This window comes from Flavobacterium sp. NKUCC04_CG (genome assembly GCF_019345525.1).
Taxonomy (GTDB): Bacteria; Bacteroidota; Bacteroidia; order Flavobacteriales; family Flavobacteriaceae; genus Flavobacterium.
In genome coordinates this window covers 33,647-58,740 of the sequence record NZ_JAHKRA010000009.1, presented here as the reverse complement: position 1 = coordinate 58,740, position 25,094 = coordinate 33,647, and the positions used below count along the sequence as shown (strand labels likewise).

General features: G+C 40.3%; 23 protein-coding genes and 1 tRNA gene. 10 read left to right on the top strand and 14 right to left on the bottom strand.

Going from position 1 to position 25,094, the window contains the following annotated elements; all coding sequences use genetic code 11:
- The first annotated feature begins 120 nt into the window (after positions 1-120).
- Positions 121-1,512 carry a dihydrolipoyl dehydrogenase gene (gene lpdA, locus KO524_RS08840; protein ID WP_219293055.1) on the top strand — a complete coding sequence of 464 codons (1,392 nt, stop codon included), beginning with the start codon at positions 121-123 and terminating at the stop codon, positions 1,510-1,512.
- Between the two features lie 180 nt (positions 1,513-1,692).
- Here lpdA and KO524_RS08835 read toward each other — a convergent pair whose 3' ends face one another.
- Positions 1,693-2,262, bottom strand: a complete 570-nt coding sequence (locus KO524_RS08835) for an aminodeoxychorismate/anthranilate synthase component II (RefSeq protein ID WP_219293233.1) — start codon at positions 2,260-2,262, stop codon at positions 1,693-1,695.
- A 484-nt stretch (positions 2,263-2,746) separates the two neighbouring features.
- On the opposite strand from KO524_RS08835, the gene KO524_RS08830 reads away from it, so the two are divergent.
- The 3 genes from KO524_RS08830 (at position 2,747) to KO524_RS08820 (ending at position 4,379) form a co-directional block, all read left to right on the top strand.
- On the top strand, positions 2,747-3,172 hold the full coding sequence (locus KO524_RS08830; RefSeq protein WP_219293053.1) for a MarR family winged helix-turn-helix transcriptional regulator: 426 nt from the start codon (positions 2,747-2,749) through the stop codon (positions 3,170-3,172).
- A complete protein-coding gene (locus KO524_RS08825) occupies positions 3,169-3,591 on the top strand; it encodes an organic hydroperoxide resistance protein (RefSeq protein ID WP_219293051.1) in 423 nt (140 codons plus the stop codon). The genes KO524_RS08830 and KO524_RS08825 overlap by 4 nt, the downstream gene beginning before the upstream one ends.
- Before the next feature lie 155 nt (positions 3,592-3,746).
- Complete coding sequence (locus KO524_RS08820) at positions 3,747-4,379, top strand: nitroreductase family protein (protein ID WP_219293049.1); 633 nt, start codon at positions 3,747-3,749, stop codon at positions 4,377-4,379.
- A gap of 39 nt (positions 4,380-4,418) precedes the next feature.
- Here KO524_RS08820 and KO524_RS08815 read toward each other — a convergent pair.
- Positions 4,419-4,492, bottom strand: a tRNA-Arg gene (locus tag KO524_RS08815).
- A gap of 309 nt (positions 4,493-4,801) precedes the next feature.
- On the bottom strand, positions 4,802-5,197 hold the full coding sequence (locus KO524_RS08810) for a helix-turn-helix domain-containing protein (protein ID WP_255555210.1): 396 nt from the start codon (positions 5,195-5,197) through the stop codon (positions 4,802-4,804).
- A gap of 18 nt (positions 5,198-5,215) precedes the next feature.
- Here KO524_RS08810 and KO524_RS08805 point away from each other — a divergent pair, with 18 nt between their 5' ends.
- From KO524_RS08805 to KO524_RS08790, 4 genes are all read left to right on the top strand, one after another.
- Positions 5,216-5,380: a hypothetical protein gene (locus KO524_RS08805; RefSeq protein WP_219293047.1), complete on the top strand. Its 165-nt coding sequence runs from the start codon at positions 5,216-5,218 to the stop codon at positions 5,378-5,380.
- Between the two features lie 282 nt (positions 5,381-5,662).
- Positions 5,663-7,090, top strand: coding sequence for a sodium:alanine symporter family protein (locus KO524_RS08800; protein WP_219293045.1), 1,428 nt, complete (start codon positions 5,663-5,665; stop codon positions 7,088-7,090).
- A 291-nt stretch (positions 7,091-7,381) separates the two neighbouring features.
- A complete protein-coding gene (locus tag KO524_RS08795; protein WP_219293043.1) occupies positions 7,382-7,726 on the top strand; it encodes a helix-turn-helix domain-containing protein in 345 nt (114 codons plus the stop codon).
- Positions 7,720-9,006, top strand: coding sequence for a type II toxin-antitoxin system HipA family toxin (locus tag KO524_RS08790; RefSeq protein WP_219293041.1), 1,287 nt, complete (start codon positions 7,720-7,722; stop codon positions 9,004-9,006). The genes KO524_RS08795 and KO524_RS08790 overlap by 7 nt, the downstream gene beginning before the upstream one ends.
- 360 nt (positions 9,007-9,366) lie before the next feature.
- On the opposite strand, the gene KO524_RS08785 is transcribed toward KO524_RS08790, so the two are convergent.
- The 9 genes from KO524_RS08785 to KO524_RS08740 all read right to left on the bottom strand — a co-directional run bounded on the left by KO524_RS08785 (position 9,367) and on the right by KO524_RS08740 (position 20,463).
- Positions 9,367-10,317, bottom strand: coding sequence for a heavy metal-binding domain-containing protein (locus KO524_RS08785; RefSeq protein ID WP_255555208.1), 951 nt, complete (start codon positions 10,315-10,317; stop codon positions 9,367-9,369).
- 89 nt (positions 10,318-10,406) lie between these two features.
- Complete coding sequence (locus tag KO524_RS08775) at positions 10,407-10,628, bottom strand: heavy-metal-associated domain-containing protein (protein WP_219293039.1); 222 nt, start codon at positions 10,626-10,628, stop codon at positions 10,407-10,409.
- A 185-nt stretch (positions 10,629-10,813) separates the two neighbouring features.
- The gene (locus KO524_RS08770; protein WP_255555207.1) at positions 10,814-12,241 is read right to left on the bottom strand and encodes an MFS transporter; all 1,428 of its coding nucleotides are present in this window, start codon (positions 12,239-12,241) and stop codon (positions 10,814-10,816) included.
- 24 nt (positions 12,242-12,265) lie between these two features.
- Complete coding sequence (locus KO524_RS08765) at positions 12,266-13,615, bottom strand: TolC family protein (RefSeq protein ID WP_219293037.1); 1,350 nt, start codon at positions 13,613-13,615, stop codon at positions 12,266-12,268.
- A gap of 102 nt (positions 13,616-13,717) precedes the next feature.
- Positions 13,718-16,810 carry an efflux RND transporter permease subunit gene (locus KO524_RS08760; RefSeq protein ID WP_219293035.1) on the bottom strand — a complete coding sequence of 1,031 codons (3,093 nt, stop codon included), beginning with the start codon at positions 16,808-16,810 and terminating at the stop codon, positions 13,718-13,720.
- 21 nt (positions 16,811-16,831) lie between these two features.
- The gene (locus tag KO524_RS08755; protein WP_219293033.1) at positions 16,832-17,896 is read right to left on the bottom strand and encodes an efflux RND transporter periplasmic adaptor subunit; all 1,065 of its coding nucleotides are present in this window, start codon (positions 17,894-17,896) and stop codon (positions 16,832-16,834) included.
- A gap of 396 nt (positions 17,897-18,292) precedes the next feature.
- Positions 18,293-18,853, bottom strand: a complete 561-nt coding sequence (locus KO524_RS08750; protein ID WP_219293031.1) for an AraC family transcriptional regulator — start codon at positions 18,851-18,853, stop codon at positions 18,293-18,295.
- A gap of 288 nt (positions 18,854-19,141) precedes the next feature.
- Positions 19,142-20,230, bottom strand: a complete 1,089-nt coding sequence (locus KO524_RS08745; RefSeq protein WP_219293030.1) for a flavin reductase family protein — start codon at positions 20,228-20,230, stop codon at positions 19,142-19,144.
- The gene (locus KO524_RS08740; RefSeq protein WP_219293028.1) at positions 20,212-20,463 is read right to left on the bottom strand and encodes a heavy-metal-associated domain-containing protein; all 252 of its coding nucleotides are present in this window, start codon (positions 20,461-20,463) and stop codon (positions 20,212-20,214) included. Before KO524_RS08740 ends, KO524_RS08745 begins: the two co-directional genes overlap by 19 nt.
- A gap of 401 nt (positions 20,464-20,864) precedes the next feature.
- On the opposite strand from KO524_RS08740, the gene KO524_RS08735 reads away from it, so the two are divergent.
- Positions 20,865-21,200, top strand: coding sequence for a type II toxin-antitoxin system HigB family toxin (locus KO524_RS08735; protein WP_219293026.1), 336 nt, complete (start codon positions 20,865-20,867; stop codon positions 21,198-21,200).
- Positions 21,197-21,769 carry a transcriptional regulator gene (locus KO524_RS08730; protein WP_219293024.1) on the top strand — a complete coding sequence of 191 codons (573 nt, stop codon included), beginning with the start codon at positions 21,197-21,199 and terminating at the stop codon, positions 21,767-21,769. The genes KO524_RS08735 and KO524_RS08730 overlap by 4 nt, the downstream gene beginning before the upstream one ends.
- Positions 21,770-21,890: 121 nt before the next feature.
- On the opposite strand, the gene KO524_RS08725 is transcribed toward KO524_RS08730, so the two are convergent.
- Positions 21,891-24,308, bottom strand: coding sequence for a heavy metal translocating P-type ATPase (locus KO524_RS08725; protein WP_219293022.1), 2,418 nt, complete (start codon positions 24,306-24,308; stop codon positions 21,891-21,893).
- An 88-nt stretch (positions 24,309-24,396) separates the two neighbouring features.
- Positions 24,397-24,960 (bottom strand): AraC family transcriptional regulator, encoded by a 564-nt coding sequence (locus KO524_RS08720; protein WP_219293020.1) that lies wholly within the window; start codon positions 24,958-24,960, stop codon positions 24,397-24,399.
- Positions 24,961-25,094 lie beyond the last annotated feature (134 nt).

Below are 25,094 nucleotides of genomic sequence, written 5' to 3'. Positions count from 1 at the left end.
CACTGTCTTATTACCGAATAATTAAATTAAAACAATTGAAAAGAACTTTTAATTACGAAAGTTTTAATAACGAAATTAAATGATTAATTTCGTAGCTGAATTATATAGAAACACATAGATATGAAATTCGATATTATTGTATTGGGAAGTGGTCCTGGAGGTTATGTAACTGCCATCAGAGCATCGCAATTAGGCTTTAAAGTAGCTGTAGTAGAAAAGGAAAACCTTGGGGGAATTTGCCTTAACTGGGGATGTATTCCAACTAAAGCGCTTTTAAAATCTGCACAGGTTTTTGATTATTTAAAACATGCTTCTGACTATGGAATCAACATAGACGGAACTTTTGATAAAGATTTCTCTGCGGTTATTGCCCGTTCAAGAGGAGTTGCAGACGGAATGAGCAAAGGTGTTCAATTCTTGATGAAAAAAAATAAAATTGAAGTTATCAACGGTTTTGGTAAAGTAAAGGCTGGTAAAAAAGTTGATGTTACCGATCAAGATGGTAAGGTTACGGAACTTTCCGCAGACCATATTATCATTGCTACAGGTGCACGTTCAAGAGAATTACCAAACCTTCCACAAGACGGTAAAAAAGTAATCGGATACCGTCAAGCGATGACGCTTGCGGAACAACCTAAGAAAATGATTGTTGTAGGTTCAGGTGCCATCGGTGTTGAATTTGCACATTTTTATAACGCTATGGGAACGGAAGTAACTGTAGTAGAGTTTTTACCGAACATCGTTCCTGTTGAAGATATCGACGTGTCTAAACAATTTGAGCGTTCTTTGAAAAAAGCGGGAATTAAAATCATGACTAATGCTTCTGTTGAAAAAGTGGACATCACGGGAACAGGAGTTAAAGCAACGGTTAAGACAGCCAAAGGAGAAGAAATCCTTGAAGCAGACATTGTTTTATCTGCTGTGGGTATCAAATCCAATATCGAGAACATCGGATTGGAAGAGGTAGGTATCGCTACAGATAGAGATAAAATATTAGTAAACGATTTTTACGAAACCAACATCCCGGGTTATTACGCGATTGGAGATGTAGTTCCTGGTCAAGCTTTGGCTCACGTAGCTTCTGCTGAAGGAATCCTTTGTGTTGAAAAAATCGCTGGTCACCATGTAGAACCGTTGGATTATGGAAATATTCCTGGTTGTACATATGCTACTCCAGAAATTGCTTCTGTTGGTATGACAGAGCAAAAAGCAAAAGACGCTGGTTATGAAATCAAAGTGGGTAAATTCCCTTTCTCTGCTTCTGGAAAAGCGAAAGCTTCTGGAACTCCAGACGGTTTTGTAAAAGTAATTTTCGATGCTAAATACGGAGAATGGTTAGGATGCCACATGATCGGTGCAGGTGTTACAGACATGATTGCAGAAGCCGTTATCGCTCGTAAACTGGAAACTACTGGTTATGAAGTATTAAAAGCAGTTCACCCTCACCCTACTATGAGTGAAGCGGTTATGGAAGCTGTTGCTGATGCTTATGGCGAAGTGATTCACCTATAATCTTTCTTATATAAATATAAAAGAGCTGTTTCATTTATTTGAAACAGCTCTTTTTGTTTATAAAATTCCGGATTTATGGAATCATCTATCCGCAATGCAAGATCTAATTCTGCTAAATACGAACTCATTCAGGAATCAGGATTTGCTTTCGAATCGGCAAATGGCAAGCAACGCATTGACTTATTTACCCAACCAATTCGCCAGCATTTGCTTACCCATCGGGGTCAAAATACTTTCTGGATGAAACTGCACGGCACGCACATCATAATCCTTGTGCCTAAGAGCCATGATGATACCTTGCTCGTCCACAGCAGTCACTTCTAAACAATCCGGTAAGGAATTGATATCCACTGCCCACGAATGGTAACGACCTACTTCAAATTGATCGGGAAGCGATTTAAACAATACTTCGTCGGGTACTGTAACCCTGATCGCTGTAGCAATACCGTGAAACGGTTTGTTGAGATTGACCAAGCTACCTCCAAAAACCTCGGCTATGGCCTGTTGTCCCAAACACACGCCCAAAATGCTTTTGGTCGTGGCATATTTTGCAATTACTTGTTTTAACAATCCCGCTTCCGATGGAATACCCGGACCGGGTGAAAGTACTATTTTATCAAAATACTCCAAATCTTCGACAGCAAACTCATCGTTTCTATATACCACTACTTGTTCTTCTAAATCTTGAAGATAATGCACCAGGTTAAACGTAAAACTATCGTAATTATCAATGACTACTATTTTCATTATTATTTTTTGTATAGATACTACAGAGACTCCATCATTAAATAAAAGTCCTTAAAAATCAAACGCGATTTCGAACTCAAACATGACCTCAAAGATACTGTTTTTCCAAAGTATCGTTCCCACATCATTTTTTAAATATTTCTCGTTATTTACGATTTTTATTACAACTGCCCTATGTAAAACCACATACTGTAACGTATTCTCGTAAAAGTGCTAAGCCTTCCTCGTGTTTACTAATACCCTCCCTTCCTTTTAAAAAAAACAGTGTTTTACAGAGATTTTACAGACGTAATTTGATTTCTTTTACATAAAAATAGCTTTTGTAAGCATTTTCCTCTTTGAAAGAAAATCAGTAAAAGCACTCATTGACTCCATAACTATTTCCTCTAAACTGCAAAAATTAGCTAAAAAAACATTAATGTTTTGCAAAACTATATTGCGCGCAATCTAATTTATGTACCTTTGTTGTATAATTACACAAAACAAGATGGTAGATCAACTAAATCTCAAAAATCAGGTGTGTTTTCCGGTCTACACCTTGGCGAAAGTGATCATCAATCACTATCGGCCTTTATTAGATGAGCTTGACCTCACCTATTCGCAATATTTGGTATTGATGGTACTTTGGGAAAACGAAGAGCAAACGGTAGGTCAGATCGGAGAAAAACTAGTTCTCGATAGTGGAACCTTGACTCCACTTTTAAAACGGATGGAACAAAAAGATATGGTTGTGCGCAAACGCAGTGACCAAGACGAACGCGTCGTCAAACTATCTTTAACAGAAAAGGGAAAATTACTAAATGATCGAGCTAAAGAAATACCGCATCGTTTGATGGATTCGATGAAAATAACAGAAAATGAACTTGTAGAATTAAAAGATATAATCACTAGAATTTTAAATAAACAACTATGAAAACATTGTATACAATAGGAGCCACTGCTACTGGAGGTAGAAATGGTCAAGTAAAAAGTGAAAATGGAATTTTAGCACTTGATGTACGTATGCCAAAAGCATTAGGAGGTACAAACGATGATTTCACCAATCCCGAAATGTTATTTGCCGCAGGCTATGCTGCCTGTTTTGACAGTGCATTAAACTTGGTAATTAAACAAACCAAGATAAAAACAGGGGAAACCAGCGTAAAAGCATCGGTAAGCATCGGTCAATTAGGAGACGGTGGATTCGGTCTTGCTGCGGAATTACATGCAAATATCCCAGGAGTAACAATAGAGGAAGCGCAATCATTGATAGAACAAGCACATAAAGTATGTCCTTATTCCAATGCCACACGTGGAAACATGGAAGTTAAACTCAGCGTTTCAAATCAATAAATAGTTAATAAACATACTAGCTCCTAATCGCTAGCATCGCCGTGGTTTTAGGGCAACTGTTTGCCCGGTCAACTGCTGGCAAAGAAACAATCACAAATCAGTACTGCTGCCTTTTTTAACCAAAGGGTTTGCAATAAATTTAAAAATAGAATAAAATGTCATTAATAGAAGATTTAAAATGGAGACATGCGGTAAAAGCGTATGATCCAACAAAAAAAGTAAGTCAAGAAAACATTGATAAAATAGTCGAAGCAGCTCGTTTAGCACCTACTTCTTCAGGACTACAGCCCTTCAAGGTTATAGTAGTCAAAGATCAAGCTATCAAAGAAAAACTCGCTGAAGGAGCTTTAAACCCAGAGTGTATGAGAGATGCTTCTCATGTAATCATTTTCGCTGCTTGGGACAGATATACCGCAGAAAGAATCGACAAGGTCTATGACTTTACCACCGATGAGCGCGGCTTGCCGCGAGGTCGTTTTGGCAGTTATACCGACAAGTTAAAAAGCATCTATCTAGAGCAACCGGCGGAGCTCAATTTTGCTCATACAGCCAGACAAACCTATATAGCCTTGGGACTAGCCTTAGCTCAGGCGGCTGAACTAAAAATTGACAGCACACCAGTAGAAGGTTTTAACAACGAGCTGGTAGACGAGATACTCGATCTTAAAAAACATGGATTAAAAAGTGTTTCTCTGATGTATATCGGATATGCCGACGCTGAGAATGACTGGATCAAGCATATGAAAAAAGTGAGAACTCCCAAAGAAGAGTTTGTCATGGAATTCTAATAAACAAAAAAGCCACTCATTGAGTGGCTTTTTCTTAAGTGATCCAACCAGGATTCGAACCTGGGACCTACTGCTTAGAAGGCAGTTGCTCTATCCAGCTGAGCTATTGGACCTCACTTAGGATATGTTGTTATTGCCTTTTAATACAATCTGAATTCTAATTTTAAAGCTGTTTTCACAAGGGAAATCGACTAAAAAGTTCGAAATTTCAACGGTGCAAAGGTATTTCCTTTTATTCTACTACGCAATTATTTTAATGGTTTTTTTAAAAAAGAAAATATTACATTAATACACTTGTCTTTTTAACTTTTTACAGCAGAAACTGCCGCCATACTAAGCAGTAGTATGAAATATGTTACAGATTCATCAGTAGATTACAACACCAATTAGGTCAAACATAAAAGAAAACTCTCCTATGCTAACTAACTGTTTTGTTCTCTATACGTAAGAGGGCTCAAAGCGGTATGTTTTCGAAAGTATCTGCAAAAAGTGGTGGCATCTGCAAAGTGCAATTGATGAGCAATTTCATAAACCGGCAAACCGCTAACCATTAAATACGATTTGGCTTTAATGATTACCATCTCCGAGATGACTTTGGAAGCAGAAATTCCTGTGCGCAGGCGGATTAAAGTGGTTAAGTATTTAGGCGTCAGTTTTAATAAATCGGCATAAAACTGTACTGATCTCTCTGTCATATAATATTGATGCACCAAGTTGTAAAACTGAAACACAGCGATATCTTTTCGCGATGAGGGATACAACAACGCTTCTTGCTGTTGGTAAAAAACATTGATCTGACCAATTAATGAAAACAACAAATACTTGATGATTTGAGGATGAAATTTAGAATAAGAATTATCAAAATTGGTTTTACACCATTGGGATTAAAAACCTCTTTTGAGCGCTATAAAGATGAAGACCTCACTTTGTTTGTATCCGAAAATCTCGCAGCAGTATTTGAACAACAACAGCTGATGATTCCCTTGCTGTCTCATACCTAAAAACCGATGTACCTACACTTATCCAGTTCTTTTACAGATTTGCCCTTTTATTCAAAAAACCGCCTGTGTCAAGATCATTCGATTAGCAGGTGGTTATACTCTTTACTCAATCAAGAATCTTCGATACAGCAGACAAAAATAAATATGGTTTTTCTTTTGTTGTTTGTCATGCATTTTCTCCTATTTCACCCTAATTACTTGATAAAATAAACAGCCAGCCACAATACATTTCTCATTTGTTTTCTATACTTTAGCAATTCATTAACATTTAAACTCATAGAAATGGAACTGCTAATAGAAAAGATTTACAATGTTGTTTGGAGTGATGTTTTGGTGTTTCTATGTTTATTAACGGGTGTTTACTTCAGTATTCGCTTTAAAATGCCCCAGATCACTTACCTCAGGCAAATGGTTTTATTGCTTTTTAAAAATAGTGCTTCCGACAAGGGAATCACGTCTTTTCAAGCCTTTTCACTGGCCATTTCGGGCAGAGTCGGCACAGGAAATATAGCGGGAGTAGCGACTGCAATAGCTATGGGTGGACCTGGAGCTGTGTTTTGGATGTGGGCGATTGCTTTTTTAGGCAGTGCCTCGGCCATCGTTGAAGCTACTTTAGGACAAATGTATAAAGTGGAAAAAGACGGACAATATCGAGGAGGTCCTGCCTTTTATATTTTGCGAGGACTCAACAACAAAGCTTTTGCTTGGGCTTTTGCCATAGTAACCATTATCAGTACCGGTTTTTTACTGCCAAGTGTACAGAGCAACAGCATCTCGGTTGCGGTAAAATCCGCTTTTGACATCCCCTTGTATTATACGGGAATCGGATTGGCTGTACTTTTGGGAATCATCATCATAGGAGGTGTAAAGAGAATCAGTCGCGTAGCTGAATACGTGGTACCCTTTATGGCTGGATCTTATATATTGATGTCGCTGATTATTATTGCGATTAACATCCATCAAGTTCCCGCGGTTTTTTCACTGATCTTTAGTTCCGCTTTTAGCCTCGATGCCACTTTTGGAGGTATCGTTGGTTTGGCCATTTCATGGGGAGTAAAACGCGGTATTTACAGCAACGAAGCCGGGCAAGGAACCGCTCCGCATGCAGCAGCAGCAGCAGAGGTTTCTCATCCCGTAAAGCAAGGACTCGTTCAAGGATTTTCCGTTTATGTAGATACCCTATTCGTCTGTACAGCTACTGCCTTAATGATTTTATTCACCGGACAGTATAACGTGGTGAATCCCAAAGGAGGTTTTCTCGTTGAAAATCTACCTCAGGTAGAAATGGGACCCGAATTCACCCAATTTGCCGTTTCACAGCACTTTCCCCTACTCGGTAGCGGATTTGTTGCCATTGCCCTAACTTTCTTTGCCTTTACAACCATAATGGCATATTACTATATAGCCGAAAGCAACATCAGCTTTGTCATGCGCAACAACAAAAGCAAACTATTGATCTGGAGCTTACGCATCATAATATTGTTCTCCACCTTTATCGGGTGTATGACCACGGCAAAAACCGCCTGGGTACTGGGGGATATCGGTGTAGGTTTAATGGCTTGGCTCAACCTCATCGCTATTTTGCTATTGCACAAAAAAGTGGTGGTGCTCTTTAAAGATTATAACGAACAACTCAAAGCAGGGAAAGATCCGGTGTTTGACAACAGTAAATACAACTTTCCCAATATGCAATTTTGGAATAAAAAATAGATTTTATTTATTCGAAAATAATACCACACTTCTCATTTAAAAGAAGCTAGATAACAGTCGTGATTCCTAGAGCATATAAGTAATAAATAACTAGAATTGGCTGTGTATTTTGCTAAAACCTATTTTCATCACAGCCTTAAGAATAATCAAAACATGAATGAAAAACAATTCATTAATAACTAAAATAAAGCTTAATGAATGACATATCATTCGTGTTAAAAATTTTTTAAAACCGAAAAAAATATATAAATTTGAATGACAAAAGAATCATTAACTATAAAATAGCAAGTAATGAATGACTTATCATACCAAGTAAACTATAGTGATGCAGCACTTTTAAGAAAGATCGGTACTTTCATTAAAACGAGACGAATCAGTCAAAATCTCACTCAAGACCAGCTTGCCGAACAAGCCGCTATGAGTAGATCCACGTTAAGCCTAGCAGAACGCGGAGAGAACATCACCGTATTCAATCTCATAAAAATACTACGTACACTCGACGCGCTTTATGTACTGGAACACTTCACGGCAGTTCCAAAAATCAGTCCCATCACACTGGCAAAAGAAGCAGAAAGAGAACGATTAAGAGCAACTAAAAAAACGAATCAAAGCGATAACGACCCCGTATTATGGTAACCACTGCATTTGTAAAACTATGGGGAAAAAGAATTGGTGCCGTAGCCTGGGATTCACAACAGGATCTCGGTTTTTTTGAATACGACAAAAAATTCAGTTCAGCTGGCTTACAGCTTGCACCGATAAAGATGCCCTTATCATCCGAGGTATACGCCTTTCCAGAGCTCCGACATACCGCAACCTTTAAAGGCTTAGCTGGTTTATTGGCCGATTCTTTGCCAGACCGATATGGGAATGAATTAATCAACAGCTGGTTGGCCCGAAATGGGCGTCCCGAAAATTCCTTAAACCCCGTTGAATTGCTCTGTTTTATCGGTAATAGAGGAATGGGAGCTTTGGAATTTGAGCCCACCACCCTATCCACAAAAACTGCATCAAAAACCATAGAACTTTCTAGTCTTATAGAAACCACGATGCACCTACTCGACAGTAAAGAACGCTTTGAAGCCCACACCGATTACGAAATGCAAGACGTTTTGTTAGACGTACTAAAAATGGGAACCTCAGCGGGTGGTGCACGCCCGAAAGCTATCATTGCCTACAATGAAACCACAGGAATAATCAAATCTGGGCAAACCCTTCAAGATGATGATTTTGAACATTGGCTGATAAAATTCGATGGGGTCAATGACACACAATTCGGCACAACCTATGGATACGGTCGTGTAGAAATGGCCTATTACAAAATGGCTACCGATGCCGGTATTGACATGACGGAATGCCGCTTGATTGAAGAAGAAGGACGGGCACATTTTATGACCAAGCGCTTTGATCGTTTAAAAGGCAACCAAAAACTGCACGTACAGACTTTTTGTGCCTTACAACACTACGATTTTAATCAAGTTGCAAGTTATAGTTACGAACAATTATTTCAAAGTATGCGGTTATTAAAACTTTCCTATGCCGAAGCCGAACAAATGTTTCGCCGACTGGTGTTTAATGTACTGGCAAGAAACTGCGATGATCATACCAAAAATTTTGCTTTTTTAATGCTACCGAACGGCAAATGGCACTTAGCACCTGCCTACGATATTTGCCATGCCTACCGTCCCGATAGCGAATGGGTAAACCAACACAACCTCAGCATCAACGGTAAGAGAAAAGATTTTTTACGCTCGGACCTACTCACTATTGCGCAGCAAAACTCTATCCGCCAACCGCAAATTATCATAGAAGAAGTCTTGGAAATAGTACAGCAATGGCCCGCTTATGCCAAACAATATCAGGTCGATGAAAAACTCGCCAAAGCCATTGATTCTACGCTGTTGCGAAACTTGTAAAACAGCAAATAAATCTTAGGCATTGATAGATCATGCTTATAATAATCTCCATATGAAATAAAATAGACCTATAATACTGTAGGAGTAATAAACCCTGCCAACCAACTAAAGGACAACTAGAGAATAGCAAAATAAAGGTATTCCAAGGACAACAGTTGGAAAGGCGACGGTATCGATAAAAAAATCCTTATAAATTCTTGTATAGCAACTAATAATACGCTCTATGGGTATAATATACGCCCAACAGCATCGCTTGATTAAACAGCCACAACGCAAAAACTATTTTAACAAAAAAACGAGCAGCAGACAAGCTACTGATCGTTTTTTAAACAATTAACTTTATAAATTTAGTAGAACCGATTAATGTTGGTGACCGCTGTGAGCATCTGATGTTGCTGTTGCACCTTCTCCTACGTTTACCGTAAAGTCTGCAGTATGCAGTTTTCCATTAATTTGAAACTGTGCCCACATTCTATACGTACCGGCTTTTTTAATAGTGGTTTGCGCATAAATTGGGAAACGCTTGTCCGATATAGGATGTATGTGAAGGAAATCTTTATCTTCCTTACCGATCATCACAATGTGAGCCTTCGCGCCTAAATAGTTTTCAAAATCAGATTCCACTAATTTTTTACCGTTCTTTTCTACCGAAAACTGTAAATCTTGACTGCCGTTCGTTTTAAAATCTGCTCCGTTGAGCAAGGTCATTTTATAACCGTCCACCTCAGCAACTAATTTGGGCTTATAATCCATCTTTGATACTACGGGTGCCCCTGTTACTTCAACCTTTTGCATATCAACAGCTCCGGCTAATCCAACAGGCTTATAGTCCGTAAATATCAAATAGTTACCACCGTTGGGAAACGTTTCGGATATGGTATAAGTCCCGTCTTTTTGCTCTTGAGGATGAATATGGTCAAACCAACTCAAATCTTCACTAACCAACAACAAATGCATCTTCATTTCGTGAGCCTCTTCTAACGAAATCGGCTTTAGGCCATCCGTTACTGCAATAGCAAGGTTGGTGCTTTTTCCCGCTTCGATAACTGCTGGCGTGGTTGAAATCTTTACCGCTATCTCAGCAGCAGCTTGCTTGTTTACAGCCTGTAATTCCATACCGCATTTACTGCATTTATCTCCTTTTGCTCCGGTTACTTCAGGATGCATAGGACAAGCATATACTTGATCGTGATTGGCGTGTTGTTCTGTTGTCATTTCAGGAGTGTTATCTTTGTTAGCTGTCTTGTTACAAGCTGTTAAAGTGGTAACTGCCACCGTTAAGCCCAACAAGGTGTTTTTTACATTTTTCATAATTCTCTTTTTTAAAATGGTATTTAATGGCGCTTTTTTTATTTAAAGATAAATGATATCGCTTGAAAATACAGCGATATCATTCCTTTTTATTCGCTTACGGCTTCAATTTTAAAACCGGCTTTTTCAACCGAGTCCACAATCTGTTGTTCCGTAATTCCTTTTGAAACTACCGTTAACACCTTAAATCTGTTTGTAGTATCTACTTCCCATTGGTTTTCGCCTGCTGCCTCATTTAGAAAAGGTGTTACTTTAGATACGCAGCTGCTGCAATTGATATTGGTCTTGAATTGAAATTTTTTATCTTCCATTTTTTTTGATTTTTTAATGTTTAACTACCTTACAAAGGTGCGACGATATGCTATTCTTTATCTTATGTAATTTTGGCTTTGATTTGTAAGATTTACTGTATTCAATACCAACAGTCACAGCGACCCAACTACTGAAAATTAGCCGTTGTTTCACTAATTACCATCTTCATCGCTCTGTGATCGCTTTAGGGTTTTAACTTTTTAATGCTGACAGCGGCAATAATTACAGCCACTGCTGCTATAACGGCAGCGGCGAAAAATGCAGTTTGAAAACCGGTATTCAGTGCGACTCCTTGTGCCGCACCACTCGCAACAGTTGCAGTTGTTTTAGCCGATGCGATCGCCACTATAATTGCCAATCCCAAGGCAGAGCCTACTTGATAACTGGTATTGACCAAGCCCGATGCAAGTCCGGTTTCCTCGGGTTTTGCACCCGACATCGAAGCAATCGTACCCGGTATATAAGCCAGCGACATTCCCAAAGCTCCCAATAGAGATGCCGGTAATACGTGTATTAAAAAAGTACCGTCGGAAGGAATGGTACTAAACAACAATAAAGAAATTGTCAAAGCCAACAAACCGGCAATTAAGTTGGTTTTAAACCCGAATTTAGCGACCAGTTTTCCTGTCATTCCCACCATCAAAAACATGATGGCAATCGTCATGGGCAATAGGGCTAAACCACTGTTAAAAGCTGAGTAATTTAGTGTTTGCTGTAAATAGATATTTAGGAAAAACCACAGGGGAATCCAAGCAGCTGCTAGCAAAGCCATAACGATATTTCCCGATAGTAGATTAGGTCTTTTAAAGATGGACAATGGAACCAAAGGATCGCTCTTTTGTTTTTGAACAAAGAGAAAAACAAGCGCCAAGACCACAGCAAGGACTAATAAACCAATGGTTTGCACCGATTGCCAGCCAGCCCCTTCTGCAGATACAATTGCATAAACCGCAATAATCAACGCCAAAGTAGCTAAAATCGCTCCCAAAATATCTACCTTTCCCTTTTGAGTGGTTCCTTTAAAAAGCAGTTTTTTACTAAAAATCAGTACCAATATACCCAAGGGTATATTGATCAGAAAAGTCCAATGCCAAGAAAGCCACTCGGTGATTGCTCCTCCGAGGAAGACTCCTGCCGAACCCCCTGCCGCTGCCGAAGCTCCCCAGAAACCCAAAGCTTTATTGAGTTCTTTGGGATCTTTAAAAGTAGCCAAGACCGAAGTCAGGGCTGCGGGTGCAATCAAAGCTGAGCCCAAACCTTGTAGGGCACGGCCCGTATTCAAAGCTGCCTCAGACCAAGCTACTCCTGCCAAAAGCGAAGCCACAGTCAGTACGAAAAAACCCCACATAAAAACTTTTCGCGCACCAAATAGGTCAGACAAACGTCCCCCCAGCAGTAAAAAGCCCCCGAAAAGGATAACATAGGCGTTAAAAATCCACTGTAGTCCCACTTGAGAATATCCCAAATCAACTTGTATCGCAGGCAGTGCTACTCCAATTATGGAGGTATCCATGATAACTATAAACTGAGCGACACACAATAAAGACAACGTCATCCAGCGTTTATGATGTATTGCAGTATTTTCTATAGAAGGTTTACTAGTTGTATTCATATTTTAATTTTCGATTTTTAGGAGTTATAGATTTAGGAGTCCCATAGCGGCTTGCAGTTGCACATCAAGCAAACGCAAACGGTAGACCGTAGCGAGGTAATTAATTTTAGTTTGTGTTAAGGCCAATTCGGCATCTGTCAATTCCAAGCGGGAACTCAGCCCATTTTTAAAACGAGCCTCGATCATCTGGTGGTTTACTTCGGCTGAATTAACCGTAGTGGTTTGAATATCTAACTGAGTGATGCCTTCTTTCCACTGACTCACCAAAGTGGCCAATTCAGTTTTTACGGCGTCTTTTAAATCGCTAAGGCGTATTTCTTCTTGTTCGGCTTTTATGCTGGCTTGGCGAATTTGTGAATGCGTACGGTTACCATTAAAAATAGGTATATTGAGTTGCAATCCGACAAAAGAGGTGTTGGGCCAAACATAGGAAGCCAGTTTTAAATCATCGGCTTGTGCCTGCAATTGATATTGTCCAATCAAGGACAGTTGAGGCCACCAGGCAGACTGAGCCACTTTAATTTTTCGCTGTTGTAAGTCTATACTGAGTTTTTGAATACTGACGTCCTTTCTATGTTCTTCGGCCAATTGCCCGGTTTCTTCTAGCTTGTAATAAGCACTATAACGAATACCGGGATCAATTTCCAGCGAATCGCTCAGTTGAAACTCCTCAGACACTTCCCATCCGATCAGTCTTTTTAAATCCATAGCCGCCACTTCTATGTTATTTTTTAAGTAAGAAACGGACGAATTCATTTGCGAAACGGCTATCGCACTGCGCAATGTATCCGTTTTTAAATTGCGTCCCTGAGCAAATAAAGCCCGGGCATCTTTTAAGGCACTTTTGTTGCGCTCAACACTTTGTTCGAGTAATTCAAGTTGGCGATTCATCATAAGCATCTCTAAATACCGGGTGGAAACTTGCAATGCTACCCGACTTTGCAGATCGGCGGTTTTTTCGCGTTCTAATTTCTCATTGATTTTAGATGCTTTGGTAAGTTGTTGTGCGCCTAATGCGAGGATGGGTTGTTGTAAACTGACCACACCGTTGAAGGTGTTTCTTCCTCCAACCGCCACATCTTCTACCGGATTGGTTGTACCTGCAAAAAAGCCCGGTAAAAAGATTTGCTGACGGTCAAAATAATAGGAATACCCCATATTCGCCCCTATCTGTGGTAGTAAATGACTTTTGGATTCTCGAACCTGCTCTTGTGCTAGACGCTCTTCCAGAACTTGAAGCTGTATGGTTTTATTACCATTTTTTGCTCGATCCAAAGCTTCCTTCATGCTTAGTGATGCCGTTTGGGCATGCAAAACCGTTACGGTACTCATCCAGAGCAACGCGGTTATTATATATGTGAATTTTGTTTGCATCTATACTTATTTTTTATGATTACAAAGCCTTGGAACACGGATAGCTCCTTTTGTAGATAGTGCTACTAAGTGCCCAAGGCTGTGTGATTTAATATCCGATTTCTACTGCGGTAGCGCCAGTTCTTCCGGTTCTTCTTCGACCTCTTTTTTAGATTTTGTACTGGCTAAATACGAATAGACAGCCGGTATAATAAACAGGGTTAGTATACCCGAAAACACCAAGCCACCCGCTATTACAATTCCCAGTGATTGTCTGCTATTTGCCGTAAGGGCAATCGGCAAGGCACCAAATATCATAGCTAACGAAGTCATTAAAATCGGTCGAAAACGCTGTACTGCAGCCTGTACAACAGCTTCGGATTTCGAGAGTCCTGTTTGCTTTAAGTGATTGGCAAATTCGACAATCAAAATTCCGTTTTTAGTGATCAGTCCAACGAGCGTAATGATTCCAATCTGACTGAACACATTTAAACTCTGGTCAAACCAATACAAACTCACCAATGCCCCAGCAACGGCCATAGGCACAGTTAGCATGATGGTCAACGGATCGCGCAAACTTCCAAATTGAGCGGCCAAGATCATATAAATCAGCAACAAAGCCAATACTAGAGTAAATGCAATATTGCCCTGACTCTCCACATAATCTCGAGATTGTCCAGCCAACGAACTTTTAAAATGCTCGCCCAATACTTGTTTTTTAATCAGTTCAATTTCCTCAATACCCTCTGCCAAACTTACGCCTGGCGCCATAGCGGCCGAAACGGTAGCCGAAGTATATTGGTCGTAGCGGTAAATGGCCGCAGGACTCACGGCTTCTTCCATGGTAATTAGATTGGTCAGTGGAATCATAGCACCACTTAAGGAGCGTACGTAAATGGCATTTAAATCGCTGTTATCGTTACGATGCTGCCGTTCCAATTGTCCGATTACTTCATATTGGCGGTCGTTGCGCAGGTAATAGCCGTATCGCTGTCCCGAAAACGACAGCTGTAAGGTATGCGCGACTTCTTCCATAGATACCCCCATCAGCGCCGCCTTTTGTCGGTCGATATTGATTTTTAATTCGGGTTTATTGATTTTTAAATCCGCATCGATAAACATCAGTTTTTTACTTTGTCGCGCTGCCGTCAAAAATTTAGGAAGTACAGCTGTTAAACTGTCCAAATTTTGCGATTGCAATACAAATTGTATCGGCATCCCTCCACCATAACGACTTCCAATGGTTGGCGGTAGATATGGAAAGAGTAGAAATCCTCTAAAGTCTGCTGAAGCAGCTCCGTATTGATTGTACAAGTCCTGTATGCTCGATTTTCGGTCTTTGGGGTTTTTTAAATAAATACTTTGTACTGCCACATTTACCGGAGCCGGAGCTGGAATAAACGAAATGGCCACCATCGAGTAGGTTTGGTATAATCCCTCTGTTGAATTATTGACATATTCTCCTACCTCGGTCATGTGTTTTTTCATATAGTCAAAAGAAACCCCTTCCGGCGCAATTGCGATCAAACTCATATTGGAACGATCTTCGACCGGAGCCAACTCGGAAGGCAGTTGTTTGCCGATAAAATAGATCAGCACTGCCATAGCTCCTAGAAAGACCCACGAAAGCCATCTAACCTTCATAAATGCTTGTAATAGATGTGCATATCCATTGTTTAATCGAACGAAGAACGGTTCAGTAACGCGGTAAAACCAACTCGGCGTCTCTTTTTTCTTCAAGAAATAAGCACTTAACATCGGTGTTAAAGTCAGGGCTACAAAAGCTGAAACCAATACCGATCCCGAAACCACTACAGCAAACTCTTTAAAGAGCTGTCCGCTGATACCTCCCATAAAAACAATGGGTAAGAATACCGCAGCCAAGGTGATGGTCGTTGACATCACGGCAAAATAAATCTCTTTAGATCCCTTAAACGCCGCTTGTATCGGCGTCATACCTTCTTCAATTTTTTTATAGATGTTTTCGAGTACGACTATGGCATCATCGACGACCAGTCCGATAGATAACACCAATCCCAAAAGGGTCAATATATTGATCGAAAAACCGGCGATATACATGATAAAAAAGGCTGAGAGTATGGAAACCGGAATCGCTATGACGGGAATGATAGTGGAGCGCCAGTCTCTCAAAAACAGAAAGATGATTAACACCACCAAACCGAAAGCAATAAATAAGGTTTCTTCTACCTCGGCAATAGAGTCGCGCACCGATTGCGTAAAGTCAAAACCAACAATCAGGCGGTATTCCGACGGAATATCTTTGCGCAATTGATCGAGTCGTCTGTAAAACTCATCAACGACTTCAATAGCATTGGCACCGCGTTGAATTTGAATGGCAACTCCAATCCCCACTCGATTGAGATTGTCCGTACCGTTGATAATGGCGGTGCGTTCATTGACCTCGCCCAACTCTGCCGAACCGATATCCCGCAGTCGAATCACCGTTGCACCGACTTGTTTAATGATCATTTGCTCAAAATCTTCTGCAGTCGTCAAACGCCCCATGGTTCGGATACTCAATTCATTATTGGCCCCCTCAATCCTTCCCGCGGGCAAATCGATGTTTTCTCTATTTAGCGCTTGGCGAATGTCTTCCGGAGTCAATTGGAAGGCAGCCAACTTGGCGGGCTCGAACCGCAGTCGCATCGCGTATTTATGTTCACCTACAATGGCGACATTATTAATCCCGGGTATGGATTGTATGCGGTCTTTAATGATGGTAGAAGCCAGATGACTGACCTCTTTGATGTCTTTTGTATCGCTCTCCACTTCGAGGAAAGCCACGAGATTATCGGGCGACGAAGCTTTTTGGACAATGGGCGGATCAACATCAGTGGGAAGCTGTTTTCTCGATTTGGCTACCTTGTCTCGAACGTCGTTTAGTGCATCTTCGATATTGACCTCACGGTTAAACTCTATAGAAATGACACTGACCTGCTCGCGAGATTCTGATGAAATTGTCCGAATACCGTTGGCCTCTGCGATGGATTCTTCCATCGGTTTGGTCAACTTCGATGCGATCACGTCAGGACTGGCACCAGCATAAAAAGTGACTACCGAAATCACAGGAGGCTCGGTTAATGGAAATTCTCGAATTCCCAACTGCTTCCAACCCACGATTCCGAGAATCACAATCAGGAGGGAAAACACGCCGGCTAAAACCGGTTTTTTTATACTTAAAGCGGATATACTCATAATACTGTAAATTGAAATTGATTAATTAGGCACTACTGCCTTTACGGGGGTACCGTCTGAAATACGCAACATATTGGATACGATGATGCTGTCGCCTGCAACGAGTCCGGAAGTAATGATCGCCTCCGTTTCGGTGCGGTTACTAAGGTTTACCTCAACGGGTTTGGCTACGCCATTTTTAATAACAAAAACGGTATACCCCTTTTCTCCTGGCGCCAACGCTTCCGTAGGAACTAAAATTCCCTTGGTATCTTGCGGTGTTACTGCGAAATAGACCTTAGCCGATAAACCAGCCCGAAATTGTCCGTCGGTATTTGCCGTAAGGGCTTGTACTTGTAAGCTCCTGCCTTGGGCATCCAAACCCGGTTCCGTTGCCGTAATCGTCGCCGTATGTTGTTGGTCTGATAACTCCGAACTAAATCTTATTTTATCTCCAACCTTAACTAATGACACGTACTTTTCCGATATGGAAAACAAAATTTTAACACTGCTTTGGTCTTGCAAAACCACCAATTCCATACCCGGAGAGACATAGGCCCCCAAATGCACTTTGGAAATGCCAATCTTTCCTGAAAAAGGAGCTCTGATGACGGTTTTTTCCAACTCTACCCGCAACAAATCCTCCTGGGCTTCTAGCGATCGAAAGCGCATAACTGCTTCGTCATGTTCTTGAGGTCTGACGGTTTCCGTTTTTAACAACACACCAAATCGGTCTTTTGTTAAACGCGCCAGTTCCAACTCGGCTGCTATTTGCTTGAGACGGGAGCGGATATCAGCATCCTGAAGCTTATAAAGCATCGCACCTTGAGTGACATAACTTCCATCTTTAAAAGCTACTTGTGTGATTTTTTGAGGCAACTCACTGACGATGGCTACCTCTCGATAAGGCATTAATGTACCCACCACCGCTTCTTCCTGGTTTAGCAGTTGCTCTTTTGCTACGACCACATCTACCGGCAATTGCACCACGGCGGCAGTTGAGGTTTCTACTTGAGGTTCTTCGGTTTTATTTGAACAAGCAACGAGTAAGATGCTCCATAACGGAATGCTAATTCCCAATTTCTTTATTGTCGATTTGTATAACATGATCTGGTATTTAATGAGGAAACAAATGATTAAAACTCAAGATCAAAAGTACCAAGCCCCGTTGTCTTGTATTATATAGAATTACCGCAAAGAGTTATAGAATTTACAGCTGAGTAATGCCACATCGAATTAGGAAACTACCCCACGGTCAATACTTTAGCAGCTCTATTTGCAGACTCACCCCATACAACCATCTTTTTTTAAAACCCAAGCTTTCGCGACACTGTGGAACGATTACCTAAAACAAATCGCTATTTTAATCGCTTAAACCGTTGGAGTACAACCAAAAAAAAGTGCTGTTAGACACTTTTTTTTGGTGTACGTGAAAAGTCTCTACATCAGAACAAATCACTTAAATTTAGGGTAGTGATAACGACCTTATCACACCATTTTTCTTTATAAAAAATCTTTCATCACGGCCAGCTTATCCCTTCGAATTTGTTTGTAGTAGGATGAGGTGAAACCGCTGTACTTTTTTAATTGGTTGGACAAATAAGCAGGACTGCTGTAGCCCAATGCATAAGCAATATCGGACAGCGATTGGTCGGTATAAACCAAAAACTCTTTGACCTTTTCGATCTTCTGCGCTATGATAAATTTCTCTAAAGTTGCACCTTCTACCGTTGAAAACAACGCACTCAACGAATCGTAATCCCGGTGAAGTTCCTTGCTAATTAAGGTTGAGAATTTTTGGGCTTCTCCGGTATCCACGCGCCTTTGAATGCCGCTTTCTACTACGGTTTTGATACGCTCCACAATTTTTTCTTCCTTGCTATACAGCAAATCGAATCCATTTTTTTGCAACATCGCCTTGATCAAAGGCTCATCTACCGCGGGGCCCTTGACCACTACTTCCCCTAGGCGTATGTCAACCACCGCCAAACCGAGTTTGGGGAATTCTTCTGTTAACACATAAATACATCTGTCACAGACCATACCTTTGATGAGTAGTTTCATTTTTGTTGTTTCGAGTTTTAAGATCTCTTTATGCATTCAAAATTCAGCTTAATAGCCGCTTTAGTACTTACAGAATTACAGATTTGATTTGTAAAATTTTAAGAGTTTGATCTCGTTAATTTCTAAATGGATGAATGGCTTTATAGAAGTCGGAAGTATATCTGACCCATCAACAAGTGTAAAAAAACAAAGGCGACCTCCATATTGGAAATCGCCTTGTACTTATAGAACTGCCGACCTTTACTTTTCTGATCAAATACAGCAGCACTCCTACTATAATATCATAAATCAGCCCAAGCTGATCGTAACTTCCTGATCCAAAGGATAACTCTGACACAACAGCACTATGCCCTCTTCGATATCTCTTTCAGTAAGGGTGTGGTTGTTGATCATTTGTACGCTACCCTGTGTTTTAACGGCCCAACACACGCCGCAGGTTCCATTTTTACACGAACTTGGAACTTTGATACTGTGGTGCTGCATCGCCTCTAAGAGGGACTGTCCACCTTGTACTTCAATCAGTGAGGTGCATTGATAGCTGTGCAATTCATCGTTAAAATAGGTATCGTCCATATAATGTACCAACACGTCTTTGACAATTCCATCATCGGAAACAACCGCTTGTGCTTCGGGGTGCGGATCAAAAAATTCGGTGTGTATTTTTGCCGGATCAACCCCAAAACGCATCAATACAGACTGATATAATTCGATTAATCCCATTGGACCGCAGATGTAAAAATCAGCACCGTTTACATGAAGGGGGTGTTGTTCTAACAATTCATACAACACAGCTTCCGAAAACCGACCTATTTTATATCGGTTGTCTGAGGTTGCAAAATCGGGCTTACTAAAGGAATAATATGCCTGAGCTTGTCCAGTTGTTTGCAGGGCTTCCAAATCATTCCAAAAAATGGTTTCCTCGGGTGATTTATTCGCATAAATCAACAAAGGCACTACAGTACTGACTCTGCTGCTTTTCAACATCGAAAACAAAGGCGATATGCCGCTACCTCCAGCGAGTAAAACCAACGGTCTTGAAGATGCCTGCTCGTCAATACAAAACGTTCCAAACGGTGCATCAACATCCCACCATTCCATTTGAGAAGCCTGACTTAGCAGATATGTACTCATTTTCCCTCCTTCAACACGCTTTATGGTAATCGATGGAAATTCCTCTGTCGGATGAGAACTGAAAGAATAGGATCGGATCACCATTTCTCCGTCGATCAGACAACGAAGGTTCAGGTATTGACCGGGCAAATAGGAAATGGGCTGCTGGGCGGTATCAAAATAAATGCTGACAGCGTCTGGCGTTTCTTGTACTATTTTATGGGTGCCCCATCGGTATTTTTTCATCACTACTTCGTCGTGCAACAAGCGGGTGCATCATTTGCCGTATCCTGATTATCGGACGGATTAACCGTATATCCCGCTTGTTCAATCGCATGAATAGCGAGTACTTGCGATTGTTCGTTCGCAACGGTAAAAGATACGGTTCCCGGTTCTACTTTATCAATGCTGATGCCGTCGATATCTTGGATCGCATTCTTAACTCTCATTTGACAATGCGCACTTTGCATGTCCGGTATGTTTAAGCTTATATTTTTCATCTTGTTAAATTTTATACTACAAAGATCCGCTACAAGCAGCTGCAAAATGTTGTGCTATTTCCGATTTGATTTGTGATATTTACTGAATTTGATTTTGATTTGACTAACAAACCAACATCTTAAAAATAACGAATAGCAAGTATCGTGAACACAGATTAGACTTGCTCTAGACTCCTAATATCATCAGTCTTAAGTAAACGATTAATAGTAAAACTATAAGTGAATTTTACAAGTCAAAAAATTAACAAACTACAAAACAAGCAGTTAAATTAAAAATAATATATTAACAATCTTAAATATTCTAATATCACCCAAATACATTCAACAAGGTATTCTTGAGAAAAATTATTTTTAGTTCGGTTTATATCAGAACTTTCAGTGTCTTTATACTAGTTATACTTATGAGACTATTAGGAAAGAAAATAATTCTTAAAATTAAAAATAGGGGCAACAAAAAGCTTTGTAATGAAATAGATCGATTGATTTCCGATATTGAGGCCTTTAATGTTACAATCCAAAACATAAGTGAACTACGACATGATGCAGATTGTGTACATCAGGATGGTTTTTACTTTTTCAACATTCAGCTTTATCGAATATTAATTCTAATTGAAATTGACGATTTTGGGGAAGCAACATTAATTTGGGCAGCTAGTCACCAAGCCTATGAAATGATTTTTAAAAACAATAAAAAAACCATTGAAAAATGGCTTAGAAACAAAGGATATATATTATGAAAAAAGTACCTTTAGAAGTCGAAGGACTAATCCTAAGCGGTTCCATTTCGAATGAATTAGATTATGAAAGAGCTTTAATGGCCGATCGAAGTCTAAGGTTACTAGCCAAAGAAGATGCCCATTTTAAAACCTTGCGTTCAAAACTCAGAGCATTGATCGCCCTATACGAAAAGGCTGTTTGGAGTGATGTTGATCAAATCGATGAAAAAAAATTATTGGAAAGTGATCAGGCTGAACGGCAAGCAGAGCTAGAGCGGCAATTTATTCAAAATCGGAAACAATTGATTAGACAAAAACTTCAAACATTCGATTTGACTCAAGAAAACCTTGCCAGTCTTTTAGGTCATCAGAGCAAGACACATATGTCTGAATTAATCAACGGCATTAAGCCTTTCACCCTTAAGGATTTGATTATTATTCATCAGCTATTCCAAATTGACATGGCTGTGTTAATTCCGGTTTTTTTATCTAAGGACGATCAACTTAAGGTGAGAAAAGCAATAAAAAATCTCGATAAGCCCCAATTAAAATTAACGACTGACGATTTCAATTTCGTCTTAAAAGTTTGAACTTTTTTACACTGGAAATCCTTAGTCAAGCATCAATTTTTTAGTGTAAAAGAACGTACCAGCCACAAAAAAAACGGCGGTTCCAAAAACTGAAAACCGCCGTTTGACAAACGCATCAAATTTATTTTTTCCACTTTAAGCGTAAACTGTTACTCACCACACTCACACTACTCAAAGCCATCGCTGCTCCAGCAATCATCGGGTCTAGTAAGAATCCATTTATTGGATATAGAATACCCGCTGCCAGAGGAATACCGATTAGGTTGTATATAAACGCCCAAAATAGATTTTGTTTTATTGTCGCTACCGTTTGTTTGGATAGGCGGATCGCTTGTGGAATTTTGGTTAAGTCAGACGAGATAATCGTCATTTTAGCCACATCCATCGCAATATCACTTCCTTTGCCCATAGCTATACTGACATCGGCAGTGGCCAATGCGGTACTGTCGTTAATACCATCACCTACCATAGCCACTACTTTACCTTGTTTTTGCAGTTCTTTTACAAAATCGGCTTTGTGCTGCGGCATCACCTCAGCTTTGTAATGCAGTATGCCCGTTTGTTCTGCTATGGCTTTAGCCGTAGCTTCATTGTCTCCAGTAAGCATATACAAGTCAATGCCCATCTCCTGCATTTCTTTTATCGCTTCAACCGAGGTGGCTTTGATTTGATCCGAAATAGCGATTACCGCCAAAGCCTGCTGACTGTTTGAGAACCAGATTACGGTTTTGGATTGGGTTCCCCAATCATCGGCTTGTGTTTGCAACGAAGTATCTATGCTGATGTTATTTTCTGCCAATAACTTTTTATTTCCTACAAAATAGGTAACGCTTTGGTAATCTGCCTTGGCTCCTTTACCCGTAATACTATCAAATTGCGTTAATTCCGTAGCAGCAACACCGTCTAGATGTTTTACTACCGCTTCTGCCAACGGATGTTCGGATTGTTTTTCAATACTCAATAAAACGTCTTTACGGGTATCGTTATCGCTTAACCATTTTACTCCCGTAACCTGCGGTCTTCCTTCGGTGATGGTTCCGGTCTTATCCAATATGATAGCCGTTACTTTTTTCGCCAATTCCAAACTCTCCGCATCTTTGATCAAGATTCCATTTTCGGCACCTTTACCTACTCCCACCATAATAGCAGTTGGTGTAGCCAATCCCAACGCACACGGACAAGCGATAACCAATACGGTTACAGCCGCTAATAATCCCTGCACCACGGCATTTTCGCCTCCGAAAATCAACCAAATGATAAAGGTTAAAATCGCTATACCTATCACCACGGGAACGAAGATTCCTGCGATTTTATCTACAAGCTTTTGTACCGGTGCCTTACTTCCTTGGGCATCTTGTACCATTTTGATAATCTGCGCCAACATGGTTTCTTTACCCACTTTAACCGCCTCAAACTGAAAACTTCCCTTTTGATTAATCGTACCTGCAAATACCTTTTCGCCTTGTGTTTTTAATACCGGAACGGGTTCTCCACTTAGCATACTTTCATCTACATACGAATTGCCTGAAGTGACCATACCGTCTACCGCAATTTTCTCTCCGGGTTTCACCAAAATAACATCGCCTGCATTGACTTCCTCAATCGGCATTTGTTTTTCAGTTCCGTCAGCCAAAATCACGATTACGGTTTTGGGCTGTAATCCCATCAGTTTTTTAATGGCCGTAGAGGTATTTCCCTTGGCTTTTTCTTCGAGCAATTTCCCCAACAGAATAAAGGCAATGATTACTGCAGCCGCTTCAAAATAAACGTGAGCGTGCAAACCGCGCTGGTGCCAGAAATCGGCAAACAACATATTAAACACACTAAATAAATACGCGATTCCCGTACTCAATGCCACCAAGGTATCCATATTGGCCGAGCGGTTTTTGGTTTGTTTCCAAGCATTGATAAAAAAGTCTTTACCCAACCACAGTACTACCGGAGTAGAAAACAACCACATGATTTCATTGCCATACGGCATGTCCATAAAAAACATACCGATTACTACAACAGGCAAGGACAGAATCACAGCCCATATTGTTTTGCTCTTTAGCTTTCTAAATTTTTCTTCATGTATCGCCTCCAACGATTCTTGCTGTTTGTTTTCATCTACAATAAGTAGATCGTAACCCACTGCCTGAACGGCTTTTTGCAATTTGGAAGCATCGGTAATGTTCGGGAGGTATTCCACCGTTAGGTTGCCCGTAGCAAAGTTTACTGAAGCATTGACCACTCCGGCTTCATAAGTCACAATACTCTCCGCACTTCCAGCACACGAGGCACAAGTCATGCCCAATACCGGAAAAGTATTTTTCACTGTAGGTACGCCATACCCCAGGTCTTTAATAGCCTTTACAGCTGCACCTATGGTTTCGTTGTTGGCAACGGTAAGCGCTGCTCTGCGGTTGTTGATTTCTACCTTTGGACTGTCAACACCTTTGACTTGTGCTAATCCCTTTTCGACGATTAAGGCACAGTGTTCGCTATCGACATCTTCGAGTGGAATGTATACTATTTCTTTGTTGTTTGTTGTCGCCATAATTGTATTGCTTTATTTACAGTACAAATTTGGCGACTATAGCGGTAGGAATTGTTATACTATTATGGTAGGGTTTTGTAAGATTTACTTACACCTTGTCTAAGGGTTTGCGTTTTTCGTCGCGTATTTGTTTAAAGTGACTAGGCGTTAATCCGGTTACTTTTTTGAATTGATTACTCAAATATGCTACGCTTGAATAGTTTAATCGATGAGCTATTTCACTTAAAGACAGTTCATCATAGACCAAAAGCTCTTTGATTTTTTCGACCTTCTGGGCTATAAAATACTTTTCGATGGTAACGCCTTCTACCTCCGAAAACAAGTTGGAGAGGTAGTTATAATCGTGCTGCAGCTTGTCGCTTAAAATATCGGAGAGGTTGCTTTTGACATCGTTGTCTTGGTAATGTACCACATCGATAATCACGTTTTTTATTTGCTCGATCAGACGGCTTTTTTTATCGTCGATTACTTCAAAACCCAAAGGTACCAATACCGATGCTAAAGCCGTTCGTTGCTCCGAAGTTAACTCATCTTCTAAGGTAACTTCACCTAAAGTCATGTTCTTAACCAATAGTCCGAGTTTGTCCATTTCATTTTGTACAACGAGGATACAACGATTACAGACCATGTTTTTAATAAATAAGGTACTCATAATGATGGAGGTTAAATGTGAAAGGCAATATACCGTTGACAAAACTACGATTAAATTGGGAAGTTTTTAAGTTGTGCTGTCTATTGTTTACAAGTTAACACAACAACTCATTTTCTTAACTTCAGTATTTTTTT

Excerpts from the sequence above, each read along its gene's own strand:
- KO524_RS08725 (WP_219293022.1), bottom strand. The coding sequence starts at position 24,308 with ATGGCGACAACAAACAACAAAGAAATAGTATACATTCCACTCGAAGAT.
- KO524_RS08720 (WP_219293020.1), bottom strand. The coding sequence starts at position 24,960 with ATGAGTACCTTATTTATTAAAAACATGGTCTGTAATCGTTGTATCCTC.
- KO524_RS08830 (WP_219293053.1), top strand. The coding sequence starts at position 2,747 with ATGGTAGATCAACTAAATCTCAAAAATCAGGTGTGTTTTCCGGTCTAC.
- KO524_RS08785 (WP_255555208.1), bottom strand. The coding sequence starts at position 10,317 with ATGAAAAATGTAAAAAACACCTTGTTGGGCTTAACGGTGGCAGTTACC.
- KO524_RS08770 (WP_255555207.1), bottom strand. The coding sequence starts at position 12,241 with ATGAATACAACTAGTAAACCTTCTATAGAAAATACTGCAATACATCAT.
- KO524_RS08820 (WP_219293049.1), top strand. The coding sequence starts at position 3,747 with ATGTCATTAATAGAAGATTTAAAATGGAGACATGCGGTAAAAGCGTAT.
- KO524_RS08800 (WP_219293045.1), top strand. The coding sequence starts at position 5,663 with ATGGAACTGCTAATAGAAAAGATTTACAATGTTGTTTGGAGTGATGTT.
- KO524_RS08735 (WP_219293026.1), top strand. The coding sequence starts at position 20,865 with ATGAGACTATTAGGAAAGAAAATAATTCTTAAAATTAAAAATAGGGGC.
- KO524_RS08795 (WP_219293043.1), top strand. The coding sequence starts at position 7,382 with ATGAATGACTTATCATACCAAGTAAACTATAGTGATGCAGCACTTTTA.
- KO524_RS08755 (WP_219293033.1), bottom strand. The coding sequence starts at position 17,896 with ATGTTATACAAATCGACAATAAAGAAATTGGGAATTAGCATTCCGTTA.
- KO524_RS08740 (WP_219293028.1), bottom strand. The coding sequence starts at position 20,463 with ATGAAAAATATAAGCTTAAACATACCGGACATGCAAAGTGCGCATTGT.
- KO524_RS08730 (WP_219293024.1), top strand. The coding sequence starts at position 21,197 with ATGAAAAAAGTACCTTTAGAAGTCGAAGGACTAATCCTAAGCGGTTCC.
- KO524_RS08805 (WP_219293047.1), top strand. The coding sequence starts at position 5,216 with ATGAAATTTAGAATAAGAATTATCAAAATTGGTTTTACACCATTGGGA.
- KO524_RS08790 (WP_219293041.1), top strand. The coding sequence starts at position 7,720 with ATGGTAACCACTGCATTTGTAAAACTATGGGGAAAAAGAATTGGTGCC.
- KO524_RS08765 (WP_219293037.1), bottom strand. The coding sequence starts at position 13,615 with ATGCAAACAAAATTCACATATATAATAACCGCGTTGCTCTGGATGAGT.
- lpdA (WP_219293055.1), top strand. The coding sequence starts at position 121 with ATGAAATTCGATATTATTGTATTGGGAAGTGGTCCTGGAGGTTATGTA.
- KO524_RS08750 (WP_219293031.1), bottom strand. The coding sequence starts at position 18,853 with ATGAAACTACTCATCAAAGGTATGGTCTGTGACAGATGTATTTATGTG.
- KO524_RS08760 (WP_219293035.1), bottom strand. The coding sequence starts at position 16,810 with ATGAGTATATCCGCTTTAAGTATAAAAAAACCGGTTTTAGCCGGCGTG.
- KO524_RS08775 (WP_219293039.1), bottom strand. The coding sequence starts at position 10,628 with ATGGAAGATAAAAAATTTCAATTCAAGACCAATATCAATTGCAGCAGC.
- KO524_RS08825 (WP_219293051.1), top strand. The coding sequence starts at position 3,169 with ATGAAAACATTGTATACAATAGGAGCCACTGCTACTGGAGGTAGAAAT.